The sequence below is a fragment of the Mycobacterium kubicae genome (assembly GCF_015689175.1).
In the GTDB taxonomy this organism is placed as follows: Bacteria; Actinomycetota; Actinomycetes; order Mycobacteriales; family Mycobacteriaceae; genus Mycobacterium; species Mycobacterium kubicae.
In genome coordinates this window covers 4,772,210-4,788,389 of the sequence record NZ_CP065047.1, presented here as the reverse complement: position 1 = coordinate 4,788,389, position 16,180 = coordinate 4,772,210, and the positions used below count along the sequence as shown (strand labels likewise).

19 protein-coding genes are annotated in these 16,180 nt (G+C 65.5%); 15 read left to right on the top strand and 4 right to left on the bottom strand.

Annotated features, from left to right (window positions below; all coding sequences use genetic code 11):
• Positions 1-26 precede the first annotated feature (26 nt).
• Positions 27-719: a TetR/AcrR family transcriptional regulator gene (locus I2456_RS22335; protein WP_068030991.1), complete on the top strand. Its 693-nt coding sequence runs from the start codon at positions 27-29 to the stop codon at positions 717-719.
• Here the strand turns inward: I2456_RS22335 and I2456_RS22330 are convergent.
• Together I2456_RS22330 and I2456_RS22325 are read right to left on the bottom strand one after the other, a co-directional pair.
• Positions 635-997 (bottom strand): hypothetical protein, encoded by a 363-nt coding sequence (locus tag I2456_RS22330; protein ID WP_371869970.1) that lies wholly within the window; start codon positions 995-997, stop codon positions 635-637. The genes I2456_RS22335 and I2456_RS22330 overlap by 85 nt on opposite strands.
• 56 nt (positions 998-1,053) lie before the next feature.
• Positions 1,054-1,809 carry an enoyl-CoA hydratase/isomerase family protein gene (locus I2456_RS22325; RefSeq protein ID WP_085075331.1) on the bottom strand — a complete coding sequence of 252 codons (756 nt, stop codon included), beginning with the start codon at positions 1,807-1,809 and terminating at the stop codon, positions 1,054-1,056.
• Positions 1,810-1,952: 143 nt separating this feature from the next.
• Here I2456_RS22325 and I2456_RS22320 point away from each other — a divergent pair, with 143 nt between their 5' ends.
• The 8 genes from I2456_RS22320 (at position 1,953) to I2456_RS22285 (ending at position 8,700) form a co-directional block, all read left to right on the top strand.
• Positions 1,953-2,378 (top strand): lipoprotein LpqH, encoded by a 426-nt coding sequence (locus tag I2456_RS22320; RefSeq protein ID WP_068030981.1) that lies wholly within the window; start codon positions 1,953-1,955, stop codon positions 2,376-2,378.
• A gap of 94 nt (positions 2,379-2,472) precedes the next feature.
• A complete protein-coding gene (locus I2456_RS22315; RefSeq protein ID WP_068030978.1) occupies positions 2,473-3,663 on the top strand; it encodes an amidohydrolase family protein in 1,191 nt (396 codons plus the stop codon).
• A gap of 39 nt (positions 3,664-3,702) precedes the next feature.
• Positions 3,703-5,169, top strand: a complete 1,467-nt coding sequence (locus tag I2456_RS22310; protein WP_085075404.1) for a FadD3 family acyl-CoA ligase — start codon at positions 3,703-3,705, stop codon at positions 5,167-5,169.
• A 365-nt stretch (positions 5,170-5,534) separates the two neighbouring features.
• A complete protein-coding gene (locus I2456_RS22305) occupies positions 5,535-6,515 on the top strand; it encodes a hypothetical protein (protein ID WP_241007789.1) in 981 nt (326 codons plus the stop codon).
• A complete protein-coding gene (locus I2456_RS22300; RefSeq protein WP_085075329.1) occupies positions 6,512-7,171 on the top strand; it encodes a twin-arginine translocation pathway signal in 660 nt (219 codons plus the stop codon). The genes I2456_RS22305 and I2456_RS22300 overlap by 4 nt, the downstream gene beginning before the upstream one ends.
• Before the next feature lie 21 nt (positions 7,172-7,192).
• Positions 7,193-7,819 carry a fatty-acid--CoA ligase gene (locus tag I2456_RS22295; protein WP_068030968.1) on the top strand — a complete coding sequence of 209 codons (627 nt, stop codon included), beginning with the start codon at positions 7,193-7,195 and terminating at the stop codon, positions 7,817-7,819.
• Between the two features lie 12 nt (positions 7,820-7,831).
• The gene (locus I2456_RS22290) at positions 7,832-8,011 is read left to right on the top strand and encodes a (2Fe-2S)-binding protein (protein ID WP_085075328.1); all 180 of its coding nucleotides are present in this window, start codon (positions 7,832-7,834) and stop codon (positions 8,009-8,011) included.
• Positions 8,008-8,700: a hypothetical protein gene (locus I2456_RS22285; RefSeq protein ID WP_068030962.1), complete on the top strand. Its 693-nt coding sequence runs from the start codon at positions 8,008-8,010 to the stop codon at positions 8,698-8,700. The genes I2456_RS22290 and I2456_RS22285 overlap by 4 nt, the downstream gene beginning before the upstream one ends.
• Positions 8,701-8,703: 3 nt before the next feature.
• Here the strand turns inward: I2456_RS22285 and I2456_RS22280 are convergent, their stop codons facing one another.
• The gene (locus tag I2456_RS22280) at positions 8,704-10,404 is read right to left on the bottom strand and encodes an alpha-keto acid decarboxylase family protein (RefSeq protein ID WP_068030957.1); all 1,701 of its coding nucleotides are present in this window, start codon (positions 10,402-10,404) and stop codon (positions 8,704-8,706) included.
• 56 nt (positions 10,405-10,460) lie between these two features.
• Between I2456_RS22280 and I2456_RS22275 the strand changes: the two genes are divergently transcribed.
• The 5 genes from I2456_RS22275 to I2456_RS22255 all read left to right on the top strand — a co-directional run bounded on the left by I2456_RS22275 (position 10,461) and on the right by I2456_RS22255 (position 13,588).
• A complete protein-coding gene (locus tag I2456_RS22275) occupies positions 10,461-10,904 on the top strand; it encodes an SRPBCC family protein (RefSeq protein ID WP_085075403.1) in 444 nt (147 codons plus the stop codon).
• A 5-nt stretch (positions 10,905-10,909) separates the two neighbouring features.
• Positions 10,910-11,989 carry a CaiB/BaiF CoA transferase family protein gene (locus I2456_RS22270; RefSeq protein WP_085075327.1) on the top strand — a complete coding sequence of 360 codons (1,080 nt, stop codon included), beginning with the start codon at positions 10,910-10,912 and terminating at the stop codon, positions 11,987-11,989.
• Between the two features lie 57 nt (positions 11,990-12,046).
• The gene (locus I2456_RS22265) at positions 12,047-12,502 is read left to right on the top strand and encodes an SRPBCC family protein (protein WP_085075326.1); all 456 of its coding nucleotides are present in this window, start codon (positions 12,047-12,049) and stop codon (positions 12,500-12,502) included.
• Between the two features lie 54 nt (positions 12,503-12,556).
• A complete protein-coding gene (locus tag I2456_RS22260; RefSeq protein ID WP_068030949.1) occupies positions 12,557-12,898 on the top strand; it encodes a DUF3140 domain-containing protein in 342 nt (113 codons plus the stop codon).
• Between the two features lie 249 nt (positions 12,899-13,147).
• Positions 13,148-13,588, top strand: a complete 441-nt coding sequence (locus I2456_RS22255; protein WP_085075325.1) for an SRPBCC family protein — start codon at positions 13,148-13,150, stop codon at positions 13,586-13,588.
• Here I2456_RS22255 and I2456_RS22250 read toward each other — a convergent pair.
• Entirely contained in the window at positions 13,581-14,759 is a 1,179-nt protein-coding gene (locus tag I2456_RS22250) for a pyridoxal phosphate-dependent aminotransferase (protein WP_085075324.1), read from the bottom strand. The genes I2456_RS22255 and I2456_RS22250 overlap by 8 nt on opposite strands.
• Positions 14,760-14,965: 206 nt before the next feature.
• Here I2456_RS22250 and I2456_RS22245 point away from each other — a divergent pair, with 206 nt between their 5' ends.
• A complete protein-coding gene (locus I2456_RS22245; protein WP_068030941.1) occupies positions 14,966-16,177 on the top strand; it encodes an acetyl-CoA C-acetyltransferase in 1,212 nt (403 codons plus the stop codon).
• Positions 16,178-16,180 lie beyond the last annotated feature (3 nt).

The window sequence follows — 16,180 nt, the reverse complement described above, 5'->3', positions numbered from 1 at the left end:
GACGGTCGAAAGTACGGAGTCTGGGCATGACATCGGCGCGCAGGATCGGGACGCCGGACGCGAAGAACCGGGGCCTGCTGCTCGACGCGGCCGAACGGTTGATGCTTGACGAGGGCTATGCCGCAGTGACGTCCCGTCGACTGGCGAGCAAGGCCGGACTCAAGCCGCAGCTGGTGCACTACTACTTCCGCACGATGGAAGAGCTTTTCCTTGCCGTCTTCCGGCGCCGCGCCGAGGAAGGTCTGCGCGTGCAGGCCCGGTTGTTGGAGTCCCCGCAACCGTTGTGGGCGCTGTGGCGATTCGGCACCGACCCCGGCTTCGCCCGGATCTCGATGGAGTTCATGGCGCTGGCCAATCACCGTAAAGAGATGCGCGCGGAGATTGCCTTCTACGCCGAGCGGTTTCGCGACGAGCAACGCCAGGTGGTGACGACCGCGCTGCAGCGCTACAACGCGGACACCGACGGCTTGCCCGCCGCGGTCTGGACGGTGCTGATGAGCAGCGTGTCGCGGTTTCTGGTGCTCGAGCAGGCCATCGGCGTCTCCGGCGGGCACGCGGAAACGATTGAGCTGGTGGAAGATTACCTGCGCCGCCTGGAAGGTGAGCCCCCGCCGATCGCGGACGTGCCGCCGGTTCACCAGGTCCGCAACGAGCAGAGCACACCCTTGGGGCCGTCCCTGGACACCACCACACGTCCGTCCACCGCCAGGTCGCAGTGAAAGTTGGGGGTGCCCGGCTCCCGACCGCTGCTGACCGTGACCATCGCCCACTGATCGGGGTTCACTAGCGGCACCTGCTGCACCCATGGCCTGCCCGGCGCGATATCGGTCTTGATATTCGGGGTGAACGAGTACGGGTTGTGGCTGTAGTCGGAGAAGACCGTGGGGTCCTGGTCCTGGTAATAGATGTCGGCGTAGGTCGCGTTTTGCACCGAGACGGTATAGGTGACTTGGTGAAACTCGGGGTCGGCCTGCGCCCGCCCGCCACCGATCAGCAAGCCCGCCCCGGCCAGCGACGTCGCTAAGCCAATGCCCAGCGTCTTCCTGACGGTCATCATGGCGCTCCTCCCGTTGCCGGGCGCGCACTGGCAGTGCGGTTCATCACCCGCTCTGCGGCCTCCCAGTGGGCGTCGGCAACCCACAGCCGTGCAAAGGATGCTATCGCTTCCTCAGCGGAAACTCCGCTGATCACGCGCTTTAATTCGGTTGCCGGGCGCCGGGCCAGCGAGCGGGCCACCGATCGCCAGCCCAGCTCGGCTGAGCCGAAGACGGAGCGGGGCAAGACCAGGTCGACCAGGCCCATCCGCTGGGCCTCGGCGGCGTCGAGCGCGGTGCCCGTGCCGGCCAACAACAGCGCCCGGCCCTTCCCGACCAGCGCGGCCAGTCGCTCGGCGCCACCCCAGGCCGGCATGATCTCGAGCTGCACCTGATTGAACGCGATCTTGATGTCGTCGGCGGCGATCCTGATGTCAGCAGCGACGGCGACCTCGGCTCCGCCGCCGAAAGCGTGCCCGTTGAGTGCGGCGACCACCGGAGCGGGGAAGCTCGCCAGCCGATCACAGATGGCGCGCATTCGCTGGGCCATCGCCGCGGCTTGGTGTTCGGTGCGCAGCGCGCTGAGCTCCTTGAGATCGCCCCCCGAGACGAACGCACGCTCTCCCGCGCCCGTGACGACGAGTGCTCTTGCGCCGGCTGCCGCGTCGAGTGCCTGCTCCAGCTGCGCCATCGTGTCCAGGGCGATCGCGTTGCGCGCCTGGGGGCGGTCGATGGTGAGCACTGCCAGCCCGTCATCGAATTCCAAGTCGACCATTGAGTCTGAGTTCCTCGGGGCCAGCCGATATTGGCATTCTCTTTCCGGGAGAATAACATCACCAATACAGTTCCAACCCAGAGTCCATGGCTGCTGAGCGTTCTCGCGAACCCGACAACCGCGGATGACTATGAGGTGGCCGAGTGCGGGACCGAGGTATGGCCGCGACCGCCGCGGTGCTGACGTTGATCCTCGCCGCGTGCGGCGGTGGCGCGCCGTCGCAAGCGCAGATCGCCAGCACGGCGTCGGTGATCGTCAACCAGGCCGAGTCGAGGACGTCGCAGGTCAAGTGCTCTCAACTGGAGTGGGTCCGAACTATCGACATCGGCACCAAGTTCGCCGGAGCCACCGTCATCGTCGACCAACAGGCGCAGGCGCCCAACACGAGATCAGTGCGCATCCGCAATGTGGGCGGCTTCACCGGCATGTTCTCCCAAGGCGACGGAACCGATGCCAAGACTCAGTTCAGCAATGACACGTTCACCATCACCGGCACTGCCCACGGCTCCAACTCGGAGAAACCGAACGAGCCGATGACCGCGACTTTCAAAATCAACGTCAAGTGCTGAGGCACGTCAGGTGCAGAGCGCACCTTCTCGGGTGCTTGTTGCGGCCCGTCGCCTCAAGAGAATAGTATTCTCGGAAATTGCGAAGGAGGATTTCATGGGGCAGCTGTCGCATCGGGAGGACGTCCCGTTTCCGCTCTTTGACGCGGACAACCATCTCTACGAGCCGCCGGAGGCGCTCACCAAGTTCTTGCCCAAGGAGTACAAGGACTTCGTCCAGTACGTACAGATCAACGGGCGCACCAAGATCGCGCTGCGCGGCGTGATCAGCAACTACATCCCCAACCCCACGTTCGAGGTGGTCGCCCGGCCGGGGGCCTGGGAGGAGTACTTCAAATACGGCAACCCGGACGGCAAGAGCAAACGCGAACTGTTCGGCGAGCCGATGCGCGCGATCCCGGCGTTCTTCGAGCCCGGCCCGCGCCTGGAGAAGATGAACGAGCTGGGCCTGGACCGCACTCTGATGTTCCCGACGTTGGCCAGCTTGATCGAGGAGCGGCTGCGCGACGACCCGGTCGCCATCCACGTCCTGATCCATGCGCTGAACCAGTGGCTCGACGAGGTCTGGGGCTTCAATTACCAGAACCGCATCTTCACCACCCCGGTCATCACCTTGCCGATCGTGGAGAAGGCGATCGAGGAGCTGGAATGGGTGGTCAAGCGTGGCGCCCGCGCCATCCTGATCCGCCCGGCGCCGGTCCCCGGATTCCGCGGCCCGCGGTCGTTCGCGCTGCCCGAGTTCGACCCGTTCTGGGAGCGAGTCGTCGAGCACGACCTGCTGGTCGGCATGCACTCCAGCGACAGCGGCTACTCCCGGTACACCTCCGAGTGGGACGGTGCCGACCAGGAGATGCTGCCGTTCCAGACCAACGCGATGAACATCCTCAACGAGTGGCGACCGATCCAGGACGCGGTCGGCTCGTGGGTGATCCACGGCGCCCTCTACCGCCACCCCAAGCTGAAAGTCGCCATCGTCGAGGCCGGATCCAAGTGGATGACCCCGCTGCTGGACGGCCTGGCCGAGGTGTTCCGCAAGGCACCGGAAGCCTTCCCGAGCGACCCCGTCGAGATGGTGAAGAACCGGATCTACGTCAGCCCGTTCTTCGAGGAGGGCATCGACGATCTGATCAACCTCGTCGGGGTCGACCAGGTGCTGTACGGCTCGGACTGGCCGCACCCGGAGGGGCTCGCGGAACCGACCTACTACATCAACGCACTGTCGCACCTGCCCCTCGACGACCAGGCGAAGATCATGGGCGGCAACCTCGGTCGGCTCGTCACGGTGTGACGCGGGTCAGCGAACCGGCCAGTTTGACGGCCGATGACGATGCAGAGCGCGAAGCGCGATGAGGAGGAACCGGCCAGTTTGATTTGGCAGACCATCCCCGAGATGGTCTCGAGCGCAGCGGACCGTTTCGGCGACGCGGAAGCGATGGTCGACGGCTCGCTGCGCTTGAGCTTCACTGAGCTGGTTCACCGGATACGCTGTGCGGCAGGGGCATTCGCCCAGCTCGGTATCGGTGTGGGTGACCGGGTGGCGATTTGGGGACCCAACTGCGCGGAGTGGGTCATCGCGGCGTTCGGGCTGCTCACCGCCGGTGGCGTGTTGGTGCCGGTCAATACCCGGTTCAAGACCGAAGAAGCCGGCGACATCATCGGTCGCAGTAACGCGAAGGCGGTGTTGGTCCAGCAAGGGTTTCTGGGCCAGGATTACACCGCACCCGCGGGCATACCCGTCATCGACCTGAAATCGGACTTTCTTTCCAGCGGTTCGCCTTTCGAGCGGGCGGTGAGCGGCACGGACACGTCGGACATCATCTTCACCTCCGGCACCACCGGCCGTCCCAAGGGCGCGATGATGAACCATCGCCAGACGCTGCGGATGTACGAAGAGTGGGCGACGCTGGCGGATCTGCGCGAGGGTGACCGCTACTTGATGATCAACCCTTACTTCCACACCTTCGGGCTCAAAGCGGGACTGGTCGCGTCCTTCCTGCGCGGCGCGACGATGGTGCCCGTCGGAGTCTTCGATGTCGACACGGTGGTGGACCTGATTGCGCGCGAACGCATCACGATGCTGCCCGGGCCGCCGACGCTGTACCACTCGTTACTGACGGTTTGCGACAAGTCGAAATTGTCGACGTTGCGGGCCGGCGTGACGGGGGCCGCGGACATTCCCGTCGAATTGGTGCGGCGCATCCATAGCGAACTGCCGTTCCGAACACTGATGACCGGTTACGGGCTCACCGAGGCCGGCAACGTCACCCTGTCTCGCCCCGGTGACTCCTTCGAGGATGTGGCCACCACCGCGGGGTTGCCGTGCGAGGGGGTCGAGGTAGCGATCGCCGACGACGGTGAAGTTTTGGTTCGCGGATACAACGTCATGAAGGGGTACCTCGACGACCCGGTCGCGACCGCTGAGGCGATAGATGCCGATGGCTGGCTGCATACCGGAGACCTGGGCAACCTCGACACCGCCGGACGGTTGCGTGTGGTCGGCCGCAAGAAGGACATGTTCATCGTCGGGGGCTTCAACGCCTACCCGGCCGAGATCGAGGGTTTCCTGCTGAGCCACCCAGCCGTGGCGCAAGCGGCGGTGATCGGTGTCCCCGACGAGCGGTTGGGCCAAGTGGCTAAGGCGTTCGTCGTCCGCAACGGCGCCGTGGAGGCACAAGAACTCATCCACTGGTGCCGCGATCGGATGGCGAATTTCAAGGTGCCGCGCTCGGTGCAGTTCCTCGACGCCCTGCCGCTCAATGCCACCGGCAAGGTGGTCAAGGACCGGTTGCGGTAAACGGTCGACAGCGTTCTCTGGAATGAAGAACGACACTCTCACAGCTTGTCCCGACTTTACCGCGTCCATGACCTGCAACGACGACGGTTTCACGGCGATAAGTGATAACGTGGTTCTCCGCGGCCGTTGATTCGGGGGGAGTCGAGCGTCGCACGTGATCGTGGCGTTATCGCTCCTGCCGGGTAGGGTGGCGCAACGGTGACCACGGTGTCATCCACGAGTCGGCGCATAAATCGGCAGAAGAACAAAAGGACGGGCAAGGGGCAGAGGAGTTTCACATTGAGTCACGAGCAGCCGCTTTCCTGGGCCGCCGAGTTGTGAGTCCCGATGTCCGCCCGAACGCTGCTGAAACGAAACCCCTGCCGGTGAGCCCGGACGACGACTCCGGCACGGCAGCAGACATTCGGGCGTTGGCCGAAGAGGCCGAGGCGGAGGCTGCTGAAGCCGAAGCCCTCGCCGCCGCGGCGCGGGCCCGGGCTCGCGCTCTCGCCCTACGCCGCAAGGCCGATCGTGCCGAAGCCGCCGAAAAGGACCTCGCCGCAGAACCTGACCTTGGCGTGGAAAAAGGCCCAGCGGCCGAAAAGAGCGCGGCCACAGCAGAAATCCAGACCACTCAAGAAGCCTCCGCCGCCTCGGGTATAGCGACACCAGACCTCGAACGCGCCGAAGGCGCAGCAGAAACTGCGGATGTCGAGATCACCGAGGTGCCGAGCGGGACGGCCACCGAAACCGACCTCGACACCGACGCCGAAAGTGACCAAGACAGCGGGGACCACAGCGACGCCGGGGACGACACCGCGCAAGCAGCGCAGGAGCCCGGCCCACAGGTGCGCAGGCTTGCCGGCCGGCGCCGACGCCCCAACTGGTCCACTGTGCTCACCGGCATTGCCGCGCTGATCATCATCGCCGCGGTGTCGGGCAGCGTCTACATGATCAAGCATCACGAAGACGCCGTTCGGCGGCGCCAACTGGTCGCCGAATTCTCCGCTGCAGCGCGCCAAGGCGTTGTCACGCTGACGTCCCTGAACTTTCAGAACGCCAAAAACGACATCCAGCGCATCGTCGACAACTCCACCGGTTCATTCCGGGACGACTTACTCAAGACGGCAGACGAATTCGGCAAGGTGGTGGAAGAGTCCAAGGTCGTCGAGCAAGGCACTGTGCAACTCGCGGCGGTAGATCTGGATACGCTGACGCGCGATTCCGCGGTCGTGTACGTCGCGTCGACCTCCGAGGTGACCAATTCTGCTGGCGCCAAACAGGATCCGCGTAATTATCGGCTGATCGTGACGATGACCCGAGACGGCGGCCAGCTCAAGATGTCAAAAGTCGAGTTCGTGCCGTGAGCGCAGAAGATGCGTCGACCGTCGACGAAACCGAAGTAGCCGACCCGACGGCGCCAGCCGAAGATTCCGCGGCAGCTGACGAGGGGGCCGCGGGCGAATCCGCCGAACGCAGCGACGACGACCGGCGTCCCGGTCTGCGCACCCGTCTTGCCGCGCGCGCCAAAGCGTTGTCGTCCGGACGAGTCCTCATCGCCCTGGTGACTTTGTCGGTCGTCGGGTCCCTTGCGCTGCTCGGTTCGCTGCTGTACTTCACCTACCTGCCGGATCGTAAAGTCGACGCCGCGGCCGCCAAAGTTGCCATCGCGGCCGCCAGCGAGGGAACGGTCGCCGTCCTGTCGTACTCGCCGGAGACCCTCGACCGCGACTTCTCCTCGGCCAGATCGCGTTTGACCGGCGACTTCTTGTCCTACTACGACCAGTTCACCCAGCAGATCGTTGCTCCGGCCGCCAAGATGAGATCCGTCAAGACCACCGCTGTGGTGCTGCGCGCCGCGCTTTCGGAATTCCATCCGGACTCGGCGGTCGTGCTGCTGTTCGTCAACCAAACCACCCAGAGCAAGGACCGACCAGAGCCGACGTTGACCTCCAGCAGTGTCGAGGTCAAGCTGACGAAAGCCGATCACAAGTGGCTGATTTCGTCGTTCAATCCGATCTGACCGGCTGTAAGGGCTGTGCCGATGAGCAACGACATGCACTCGATGGTGATCGCCTCGGACTATCGCGTCGCCGACCCGACCCGAGTGTGGCCACTGCTCGAGCGGAACAAGAAGGCACTGGCCGACATCGGCGCCCACCACGTCCTGGTCTACGGATCAACGCACGACTACGGCCGCGTGCTGGTGATGATCGGTGTGCATAGCCGGGAGCCGATCGTCGAATTGCTTCGCTCGCGGGTCTTCTTCGACTGGTTCGACGCGGTGGGCGTCGACGACATCCCCGCCGTCTTCGCCGGTGAGATCGTCGAGAGGTTCATCGTCACACCGGCTTCCTCTTCCCGGGCCCCCGGCGTCGTCGTGGCCGCGTTCGCCTCGGTCGACAACATCTCCACGCTGACCGCCGAAGTGCGGTATGCGATGGACAGATTCACCGCGGCCGGCATTCGCAAGACGTGGGTGTTCCAGGCTTTCGACAACGCCGACGAAGTTCTGATCTTGCAGGAGTTCCCGGACGAGGACGGTGCCCGGCGATGGATCGACCATCCCGACGCTGCGGCGCCCTGGCTGACCGGAGCAGGTGTGGGCGCTTATCCGCCGGTCTTCGTCGGCCGCTTCCTGGAAATGATGCGGATCGAGCCGGTGGAATAAGCGGATCGTTCGATGTTCGTGTGCCTGTGTAACGGAATCACCAGCCAGACCGTGGCGGACGCCATCTCGGCCGGGGCCTCCACGACCAAGGAGGTCGCGGCCGCTTGTGGTGCCGGAGCGGACTGCGGACGCTGCCGGCGCACCATCCGGGCGATCATGTCGGCACCGAACACGGATCGGACGGCGCTGTGAACGATGACGAAACCGCCGGCACCGCCGAGGAGATGCGGTCGTTGGCCGACCGCGCGCAGACAGAGGCCGCCAAAGCGCAGGTGCTTGCCGAAGTCGCCCTCGATGCCCGGGCTAGGGCAATTCGGTTGCGCCGCGCTGCCGAACGGGTTGCCGGCGCCGACGCCAGTCCCGACGACGAGCAACCAACCCCGCTCAGCCGTCGCAGACTGCCGACGGTGGCCGCTGTGGTGTGCGTCGGCCTGCTGCTTGCCTTCGTGGGGGCCAGCGTGCAGATGACGCGCGTTCACCAGACCGCGAACCACCAGCGTCAGCTGGCGGCCGAGTTCGCCGCGGCGGCCCGGCAGGGCGTCGTGCGATTGACGTCCTTGGACGCCAACCATCCCGAGCAAAGTGTGCGGCGCATTCTCGAGGACTCAACCGGCACCTTCCGTGAGGAGTTCGCAAGAAATGCAGGCGAATTCACCAAGACGGTGGCGGAATCGAAGGTGATCGAGCAGGGCACGGTGCAGGCCGCCGTGGTGGACCTGAACACGATGACCAGTGAATCCGCGGTCGTGCTGGTCGCCTCGACCTCCGAGGTGACGAACTCTGCCGGCGCCAAGGAGAGCCCGCGAAAGTTCCGGCTCGTCGTCACCATGTCCCGCGACGGGGACCAGCTCAAGATGGCCAAGGTCGACCCGGTGATCTGACTGCTAACGCGGGCTGTTGGGCGGGGGTGACAACGACCCCACCAGCTGGCCGAGCAGTGCCGGGACTTCCAGACGAGGCAGCACGACTTCGACGAACACCATGCGGTCCTGCCGTTGCGCGGCGGCGGTCAACGCGTCGTCGAGTTCTCCATAGGTGTGCGCCCGGAACGCATCGTGTTCGGTCACCCCCAGCGCGGCGGGCACGTCGGTCCATCTCCAGCGGACAATGTCGTTGTAGGCAGCGGCTTCTCCGTGAATCGCCCGTTCCACCGTGTAGCCGTCGTTGTTGACCACCACGATCACCGGGGACAGCCGTTCCCGGTAGAAGATGCCGAGTTCTTGCACGGTCAGTTGCGCGGCGCCGTCACCGATGAGCAACACCGCTCGGCGGTCCGGGTGCGCCACCGCGGCGCCGACCGCGGCCGGAAGGGTGTAACCGATTGAGCCCCAGAGCGGTTGGCCGATGAACGTCACCCCCTGCGGCAGCCGGTGGTCGGCCATGCCGTAGAACGAGGTGCCCTGATCGGCGAGCACGATGTTGCCGGGCGTCAGCGCGGCGCAGAGCCGGTCCCACAACATCTGCTGGGTCAGTTGCGCGTCACGCGCCGGCGTCGGCGGCGCCGGCTCGGCAGGTGGCGGCGTCACGGGTGGTGAAGTGACGTTGCGCCGGGTCAGGATGGTCGCCAGCGCCCCCAGCGCGGCGCCCATTTCCAGCGGCGCGAACACCTGGTCGCCCACGGTGCTTTGGTACTGCCCGATGTCGATGGTGCGGGAGGCGTCGATGTGTTGGCTGAAGAAGCCGCTGACCATGTCGGTGAACACCACGCCGGCCGTCACCAGTACGGCCGCCTGTTCGATCGCGGCACGGACGTGTTCGGCGCTGGCCGCCCCGGCATAGATGCCCAGAAAGTTGGGTGAGCTCTCGTCGAGCAGGCTCTTACCCCACATCAGGGTGGCGTGCGGTACCACGTCGGCGGTCAGCAACGCCTCCAACTCCTTGACGGCGTGCAGGCGATGGACCAACAAGTCGGCGAGCACCGTCAACTGATGCTCACCGATGAGTTCGGTGGCGGCCTGGGTGAACAGCGCCAGCGCGCGCGGGCTGGTGCCGCCGGTGTAGCGCGGCAGTGGGGACTCGGGCGGTTCGGTGGGGAAGCGCGCTACGTCGCTGGACAGCAGGATGTAGCCGGGCCGCTTTTGCTCTCGGACCTCCGAGAGCACCCGGTCGATTTCCCTGCACGCCGTCGCGGGCATGAGATTGGTTTGCGCGCAGGTGATTTCGCGGCTGATGCGGAAGAAGTGTTCGAAGTCTCCATCGCCCAGCGAATGGTGTAGTGCGCGCCGGGTGCCTTGAGCGTCTTTGGACGGGCCGCCCACGATGTGCACCACCGGCACATGCTCGGCGTAACTGCCGGCGATGGCATTGGCCGCCGACAGTTCACCGACACCGAAAGTTGTTACCACAGCCGACATTCCGCGCAGCCGCCCATAGCCGTCGGCGGCATAGCCGGCGTTGAGCTCGTTGGCACTGCCTACCCACCGCAGGTGCGGGTGGGCGACGATGTGGTCGAGGAAGGCCAAGTTGTAGTCCCCGGGTACCCCGAAGATCTCCGAGACGCCCAGTTCCACGAGGCGGTCGAGCAGGTAGTCGCCGACGGTGTACACGGGTTCGGCCAGCGCAGACGCAGCATCGGTCACGATCATGACGGTACGCCTCAAACCTATTCCGGCTGGGACGCTGTTTCGCTATGGTGCGGGCCATGGCAATCAAAGAGTCGCGCGACATCGTCATCGAAGCCAGTCCCGAGGAGATCCTGGATGTCATCGCTGATTTCGAGGCGATGCCCGACTGGTCAGAGCCGCATCAAAGCGCCGAAATCCTCACCACAGGTGACGACGGGCGGCCCAGCGAAGTCAGGATGAAGGTCCGCACGGCGGGGATCACCGACGAACAGGTGGTGGCCTACACCTGGGGCGACAACGAGGTGACCTGGACGCTGGTCAGTTCCGGCCAGCAGAAGTCGCAAGAGGGCAAGTACACCTTGGTTCCCAAGGGGGACAACACCTTGGTCAAGATGGAGATCAGCATCGACCCGAACGTGCCGTTGCCCGGCTTCGTGCTCAAGCGGGCCGTCAAAGGAACCATCGACTCCGCCAGCAAGGCGTTGCGGGAGCGGGTGCTGAAGGTGAAGAAGGGTCACTAGTCGCCGTGCCGAGCGGGGGGCCCCTGACCGGGGTGAAGGTCATCGAACTCGGCGGCATCGGGCCCGGCCCACATGCGGGAATGATGCTGGCCGACCTGGGTGCCGACGTGGTGCGGGTGCGCCGCCCCCGATCAGCCCCGATGCCGTCGGAGGATCGCGACTTGCTGCACCGGGGCAAGCGGATCGTCGACTTGGACGTCAAGGCGCAGCCGCAGGCGCTGCTCGATCTCGCGGCCAAGGCCGACGTGCTGCTGGACTGCTTCCGGCCCGGGACGTGCGAGCGATTGGGCATCGGTCCGCACGACTGCGCGGCAGTCAACCCGCGCTTGATCTTCGCCCGCATCACCGGATGGGGACAGCACGGGCCGTTGGCGGCCACCGCGGGCCATGACATCAACTACCTGTCGCAGACCGGTGCGCTGTCCGCGCTCGGTTACGCCGACCGGCCACCGCTGCCGCCGCTGAATCTGGTCGCCGACTTCGGCGGCGGTTCCATGCTGGTGCTGCTGGGCATCACGGCCGCCCTGTACGAGCGAGAGCGCTCGGGCAAGGGCCAGGTCATCGACGCCGCGATGGTGGACGGCGTGAGTGTGCTGGCACAGATGATGTGGACGATGAAGTCCACTGGCGCGCTGCGGGACCGGCGCGAATCCTTCTTGCTCGACGGCGGTGCCCCGTTCTACCGCTGCTATGAAACCGCCGACGGCAAGTACCTGGCGGTCGGCGCCATCGAGCCGCAGTTCTTCGCGGCGTTGCTCACCGGACTGGGGCTGGACTCCGAACAGATACCCAATCAGCTTGACGTGGCGTCGTATTCGCGCATGCGCGACATCTTCACCGAACGGTTCGCCAGCCGGACCAGAGACGAATGGGTCGAGGTCTTCGCCGGCACCGATGCGTGCGTCACGCCGGTACTGACGTGGACCGAAGCCGCCGCGGACGGGCATCTGATCGCGCGATCAACGGTGATCACCGCCCATGGTGTCGAGCAGGCCGCACCCGCACCGCGGTTCTCTCGCACCCCGTCCGGGCCGGTCGGCCGGCCACCGGCTGCCACCACACCGCTTACCGAAGTTGGCTGGTGACAACGTATTCGGCCCAAGCATGTACACGCCGAGTGCGGCATTGCTAGCTTGGCTGTGATGGCCGTCCAAGCATCGCGAGAAATTGTGATCAATGCGCCGCCGGAGAAAATCATGGAGGCGCTGCAAGACGTCGGCGCCTTGCCCCAATTGTCTCCGGTGCACAAGCGAGTGGAAGTCCTCGATTGTTATCCCGACGGTCGGCCGCATCACGTGAAGGCCACCGTCAAAATCCTCGGCATCGTCGACAACGAGATCTTGGAATACCACTGGGGACCGAATTGGGTGTGCTGGGATGCCGAGAAGACCTTTCAGCAACACGGACAGCACATCGAATACACCGTCAAACCCGAGGGTCTGGACAAATCGCGGGTACGGTTCGACATCACCGTAGAACCGTCGGGCCCTATCCCCGGTTTCATCGTCAAGCGGACCAGTCAGGCGGTCCTGGACGCGGCCACCGAAGGTTTGCGCAAGTGGGTCGAGCAAGACGGCGGTTCTGCCGTATCGGATTAACCCTTCCATTCCCCGGGTAGCCGACAGCTCAAGTGCGCTAGGGGAGGCGGTTCGGTGAGCAGGCATGTCGAGGTGGATCCGGCGCTGTGGGAGGAATTCCACCGGGTGGTGAACATGTCCTCGCGTGAGCTGTCCGACTGGCTGCGCACGCGGTCCGCCGAAGAAGGCGCCGAGGAACTTCCCGATCGGGCCGGGACGAAGACGGGGCGGGGGGTGTTGAAGGTCCTGCAAAAGCGACGCGTCGACCTCGATGAGGAAGACGAGCGGATCATGCGCAAGGTCGTCGACCGAATCCACGCCGAACGCAGTGACGAGATGGAGCCGACCGCTGGCTCCGAGGACTGGCGGCACCGGTTGATGACCATAGGTCACGACCCGCTGAAACCGACTCGTTGAGGGACGTGAGAAAGGCAAGGTAGATGGAGCGCGGAAACTCGAAGCTCAATCCCCGGGTTGACGAGGAACTCAAGCACGAATTGCAGGGCTACATGCAGGGAAACCGGCCGACCCGCGCAGAGGAATGGCGCGACCCGGAACCCCCCGCCGACGATGATCCGGATGTACCGACTGCCGGCCCAGTGAATCGGTAGCCGTTAGGCGCGGCCTGCCTGCAACTGCGGCGGTCCCGGGGTTAACTTGGTACCAATGGCCGTCCAAGCGTCCCGCGAGATCGTCATTGAAGCGCCTCCCGAGGTCATAGTGGAGGCGCTGGCCGACATGGACGCGGTGCCGTCCTGGTCGTCGGTGCACAAGAAATGTCAAGTCATCGACACCCATCCCGATGGACGCCCGTTCCACGTCAAAGTCACCATCAAGGTCACCGGGATCATCGACACGGAATTGGTCGAATACCACTGGGGCCCTGACTGGGTGGTCTGGGATGCGCAAAAGACCGCGCAGCAACGCGGCCAGCACGGCGAGTACAACTTGATCCGCGAAGGCGACGACAAGACTCGGGTGCGGTTCACCCTCACGGTCGAACCGAACGCGCCGCTGCCCGAATTCTGGGTGAACAAGGCTCGCAAGAGAATCTTGGAGGCCGCCACCGACGGACTGCGCCGACGCGTGCTGGGACCTGCTACCTAGGGTCGTCGCGCAGCGCCGCCAACCGCCGGATCGCCTCGTCGAGCGTCTCGTCGCGTTTGCAGAAGGTGAACCGCACCAAGTGATTCCACACGCTGGACTGCGGTACGGCGGTGTCACAGAACGCCGACATCGGGATGGCCGCCACGCCGACTTTCTCGGGAAGCGCTGCGCAGAACGCGGTGCTGTCGTCGTAACCGAGCGGACGCGGATCGGCGCACAGGAAATAGGTGCCGTGGCTGTCGTGCACCGCAAAGCCGATGTCGGTCAATCCCGACGCGAGCCGATCGCGCCGCTTCTGCAGGGTGTTGCGCAGTTCGGACACCCAGGCGTCCTGAGTCTGCAGCGCCAGCGCGACCGCCGGCTGAAAGGGCGCCCCGCCCACGTAGCTGAGGTATTGTTTGGCCGCGCGTAACCCGGCGATGAGATGTGCTGGCCCACAAGCCCACCCGATCTTCCAGCCGGTGCAGTTGAACATTTTGGCGGCACTCGAGATGGTCACCGTTCGCTCGGCCATGCCCTCGAACGTCGCCAGCGGCAGGTGTCGGTGCCCGTCATAAACCAAGTGCTCATACACCTCGTCGGTGATCACCAATAAGTCCGCGGCCACCGCGATCTCGGCGATGGCCGCCAGCTCGGATGCGCTCAACACCGCGCCCGTCGGGTTATGCGGGGTGTTGACGATCAGCGCCCGGGTCTGCGGCGTCAGCGCACCGCGCAGCGCGTCGGCGTCCAGGGCGAAGCCGCGGCCGTCGGGAACCAGCGGCACGATCACCCGCTGTGCGCCGGCCATCGCGACCACCGGTGAGTAGGAGTCGTAAAACGGCTCGATCAGCACCACCTCCGAGCCCGGCTCGACCAACCCCAGCACCGCCGCGGCGATGGCCTCGGTCGCGCCGACGGTCACCAGCACTTCGGTGTCCGGGTCGTACTCGACGCCGAACGCGCGCCGGCGTTGCGCGGCAATGGCCTGGCGCAGCGGAGCGATGCCCAAACCCGGGGGATATTGGTTGACGCCGTCGGCGATGGCCTCCTGGGCCGCCCGGAGCATGGCCGGCGGTCCGTCCTCGTCGGGGAAGCCCTGCCCGAGGTTCACCGCGCCGATCCGGGCGGCCAGCGCCGACGTCTCGGCGAAGATCGTCGTCGCGTAGGGCTGCAGGCGCGACACCGTCATGGCAGACGAGCTTACGGCTTGGTCACCTGGGCCAGTGGCGCCGCCGGCGACAAGTTGCTAACAGCCGACCGTTGCGTCTTCGGGGCCGCTGAGCTGGGCAAACGGTAGCCAACCAACAGGTTGGCCGGGGCTGCTGTTAGTGTGCTCGTACCGGACCTACCCTTGAATACGGATCCGAACCCCACATTTGTGAACAGGAAATCGACATGTCCGAAGAAGCCTTTGTATACGAGGCCATCCGCACTCCCCGTGGCAAGCAACGCAACGGTTCGCTGCACGAGGTCAAACCCCTGAGCCTGGTTGTCGGCCTCATCGACGAGTTGCGCAAGCGCTTTCCCGACCTGGACGAGAACTTGATCAGTGACGTCATCCTGGGCGTCGTTTCGCCGGTCGGTGACCAGGGCGGGGACATCGCCCGTGCCGCGGTGCTGGCCGCCGGCATGCCCGACACGGTCGGCGGCGTGCAGCTCAACCGCTTCTGCGCCTCTGGCCTCGAGGCCGTCAACACCGCCGCGCAAAAGGTGCGCTCGGGCTGGGACGACCTGGTACTGGCCGGTGGTGTGGAGTCCATGAGCCGGGTGCCGATGGGCTCGGACGGGGGCGCCATGGCGCTGGACCCGGTCACCAACTACGACGTCGGCTTCGTGCCGCAGGGCATCGGCGCGGACCTGATCGCCACCATCGAGGGCTTCTCCCGCGACGACGTCGACGCCTACGCGCTGCGTAGCCAGCAGAAGGCCGCCGAGGCGTGGTCGGGCGGGTACTTCGCCAAGTCCGTCGTGCCGGTGCGCGACCAGAACGGCCTGCTGATCCTCGACCACGACGAACACATGCGCCCGGACACCACCATGGAGGGCCTGGCCAAGTTGAAGCCGGCCTTCGAGGGGCTGGCCGCGCTCGGCGGCTTCGACGACGTGGCGCTGCAGAAGTACCACTGGGTCGAGAAGGTCAACCATGTGCACACCGGCGGCAACAGCTCCGGCATCGTCGACGGCGCCGCGCTGGTGCTGATCGGCAACGAAGCCGCCGGCAAGTCGCAGGGCCTGACGCCGCGGGCGCGCATCGTGGCCACCGCCACCACCGGTGCCGAGCCGACGATCATGCTGACCGGCCCGACGCCGGCCACCCAGAAGGTGCTCGACCGCGCGGGACTGACCGTCGACGACATCGACCTGTTCGAGCTCAACGAGGCCTTCGCGTCCGTGGTGCTCAAGTTCCAGAAGGACCTGAACATCCCCGACGAGAAGCTCAACGTCAACGGCGGCGCCATCGCGATGGGCCACCCGCTGGGCGCCACCGGCGCCATGATCCTGGGCACCATGGTCGACGAGCTGGAGCGCCGCAACGCCCGACGCGCGGTGGTCACGCTGTGCATCGGCGGCGGCATGGGCGTCGCGACGATCATCGAGAGGGTGTGACCG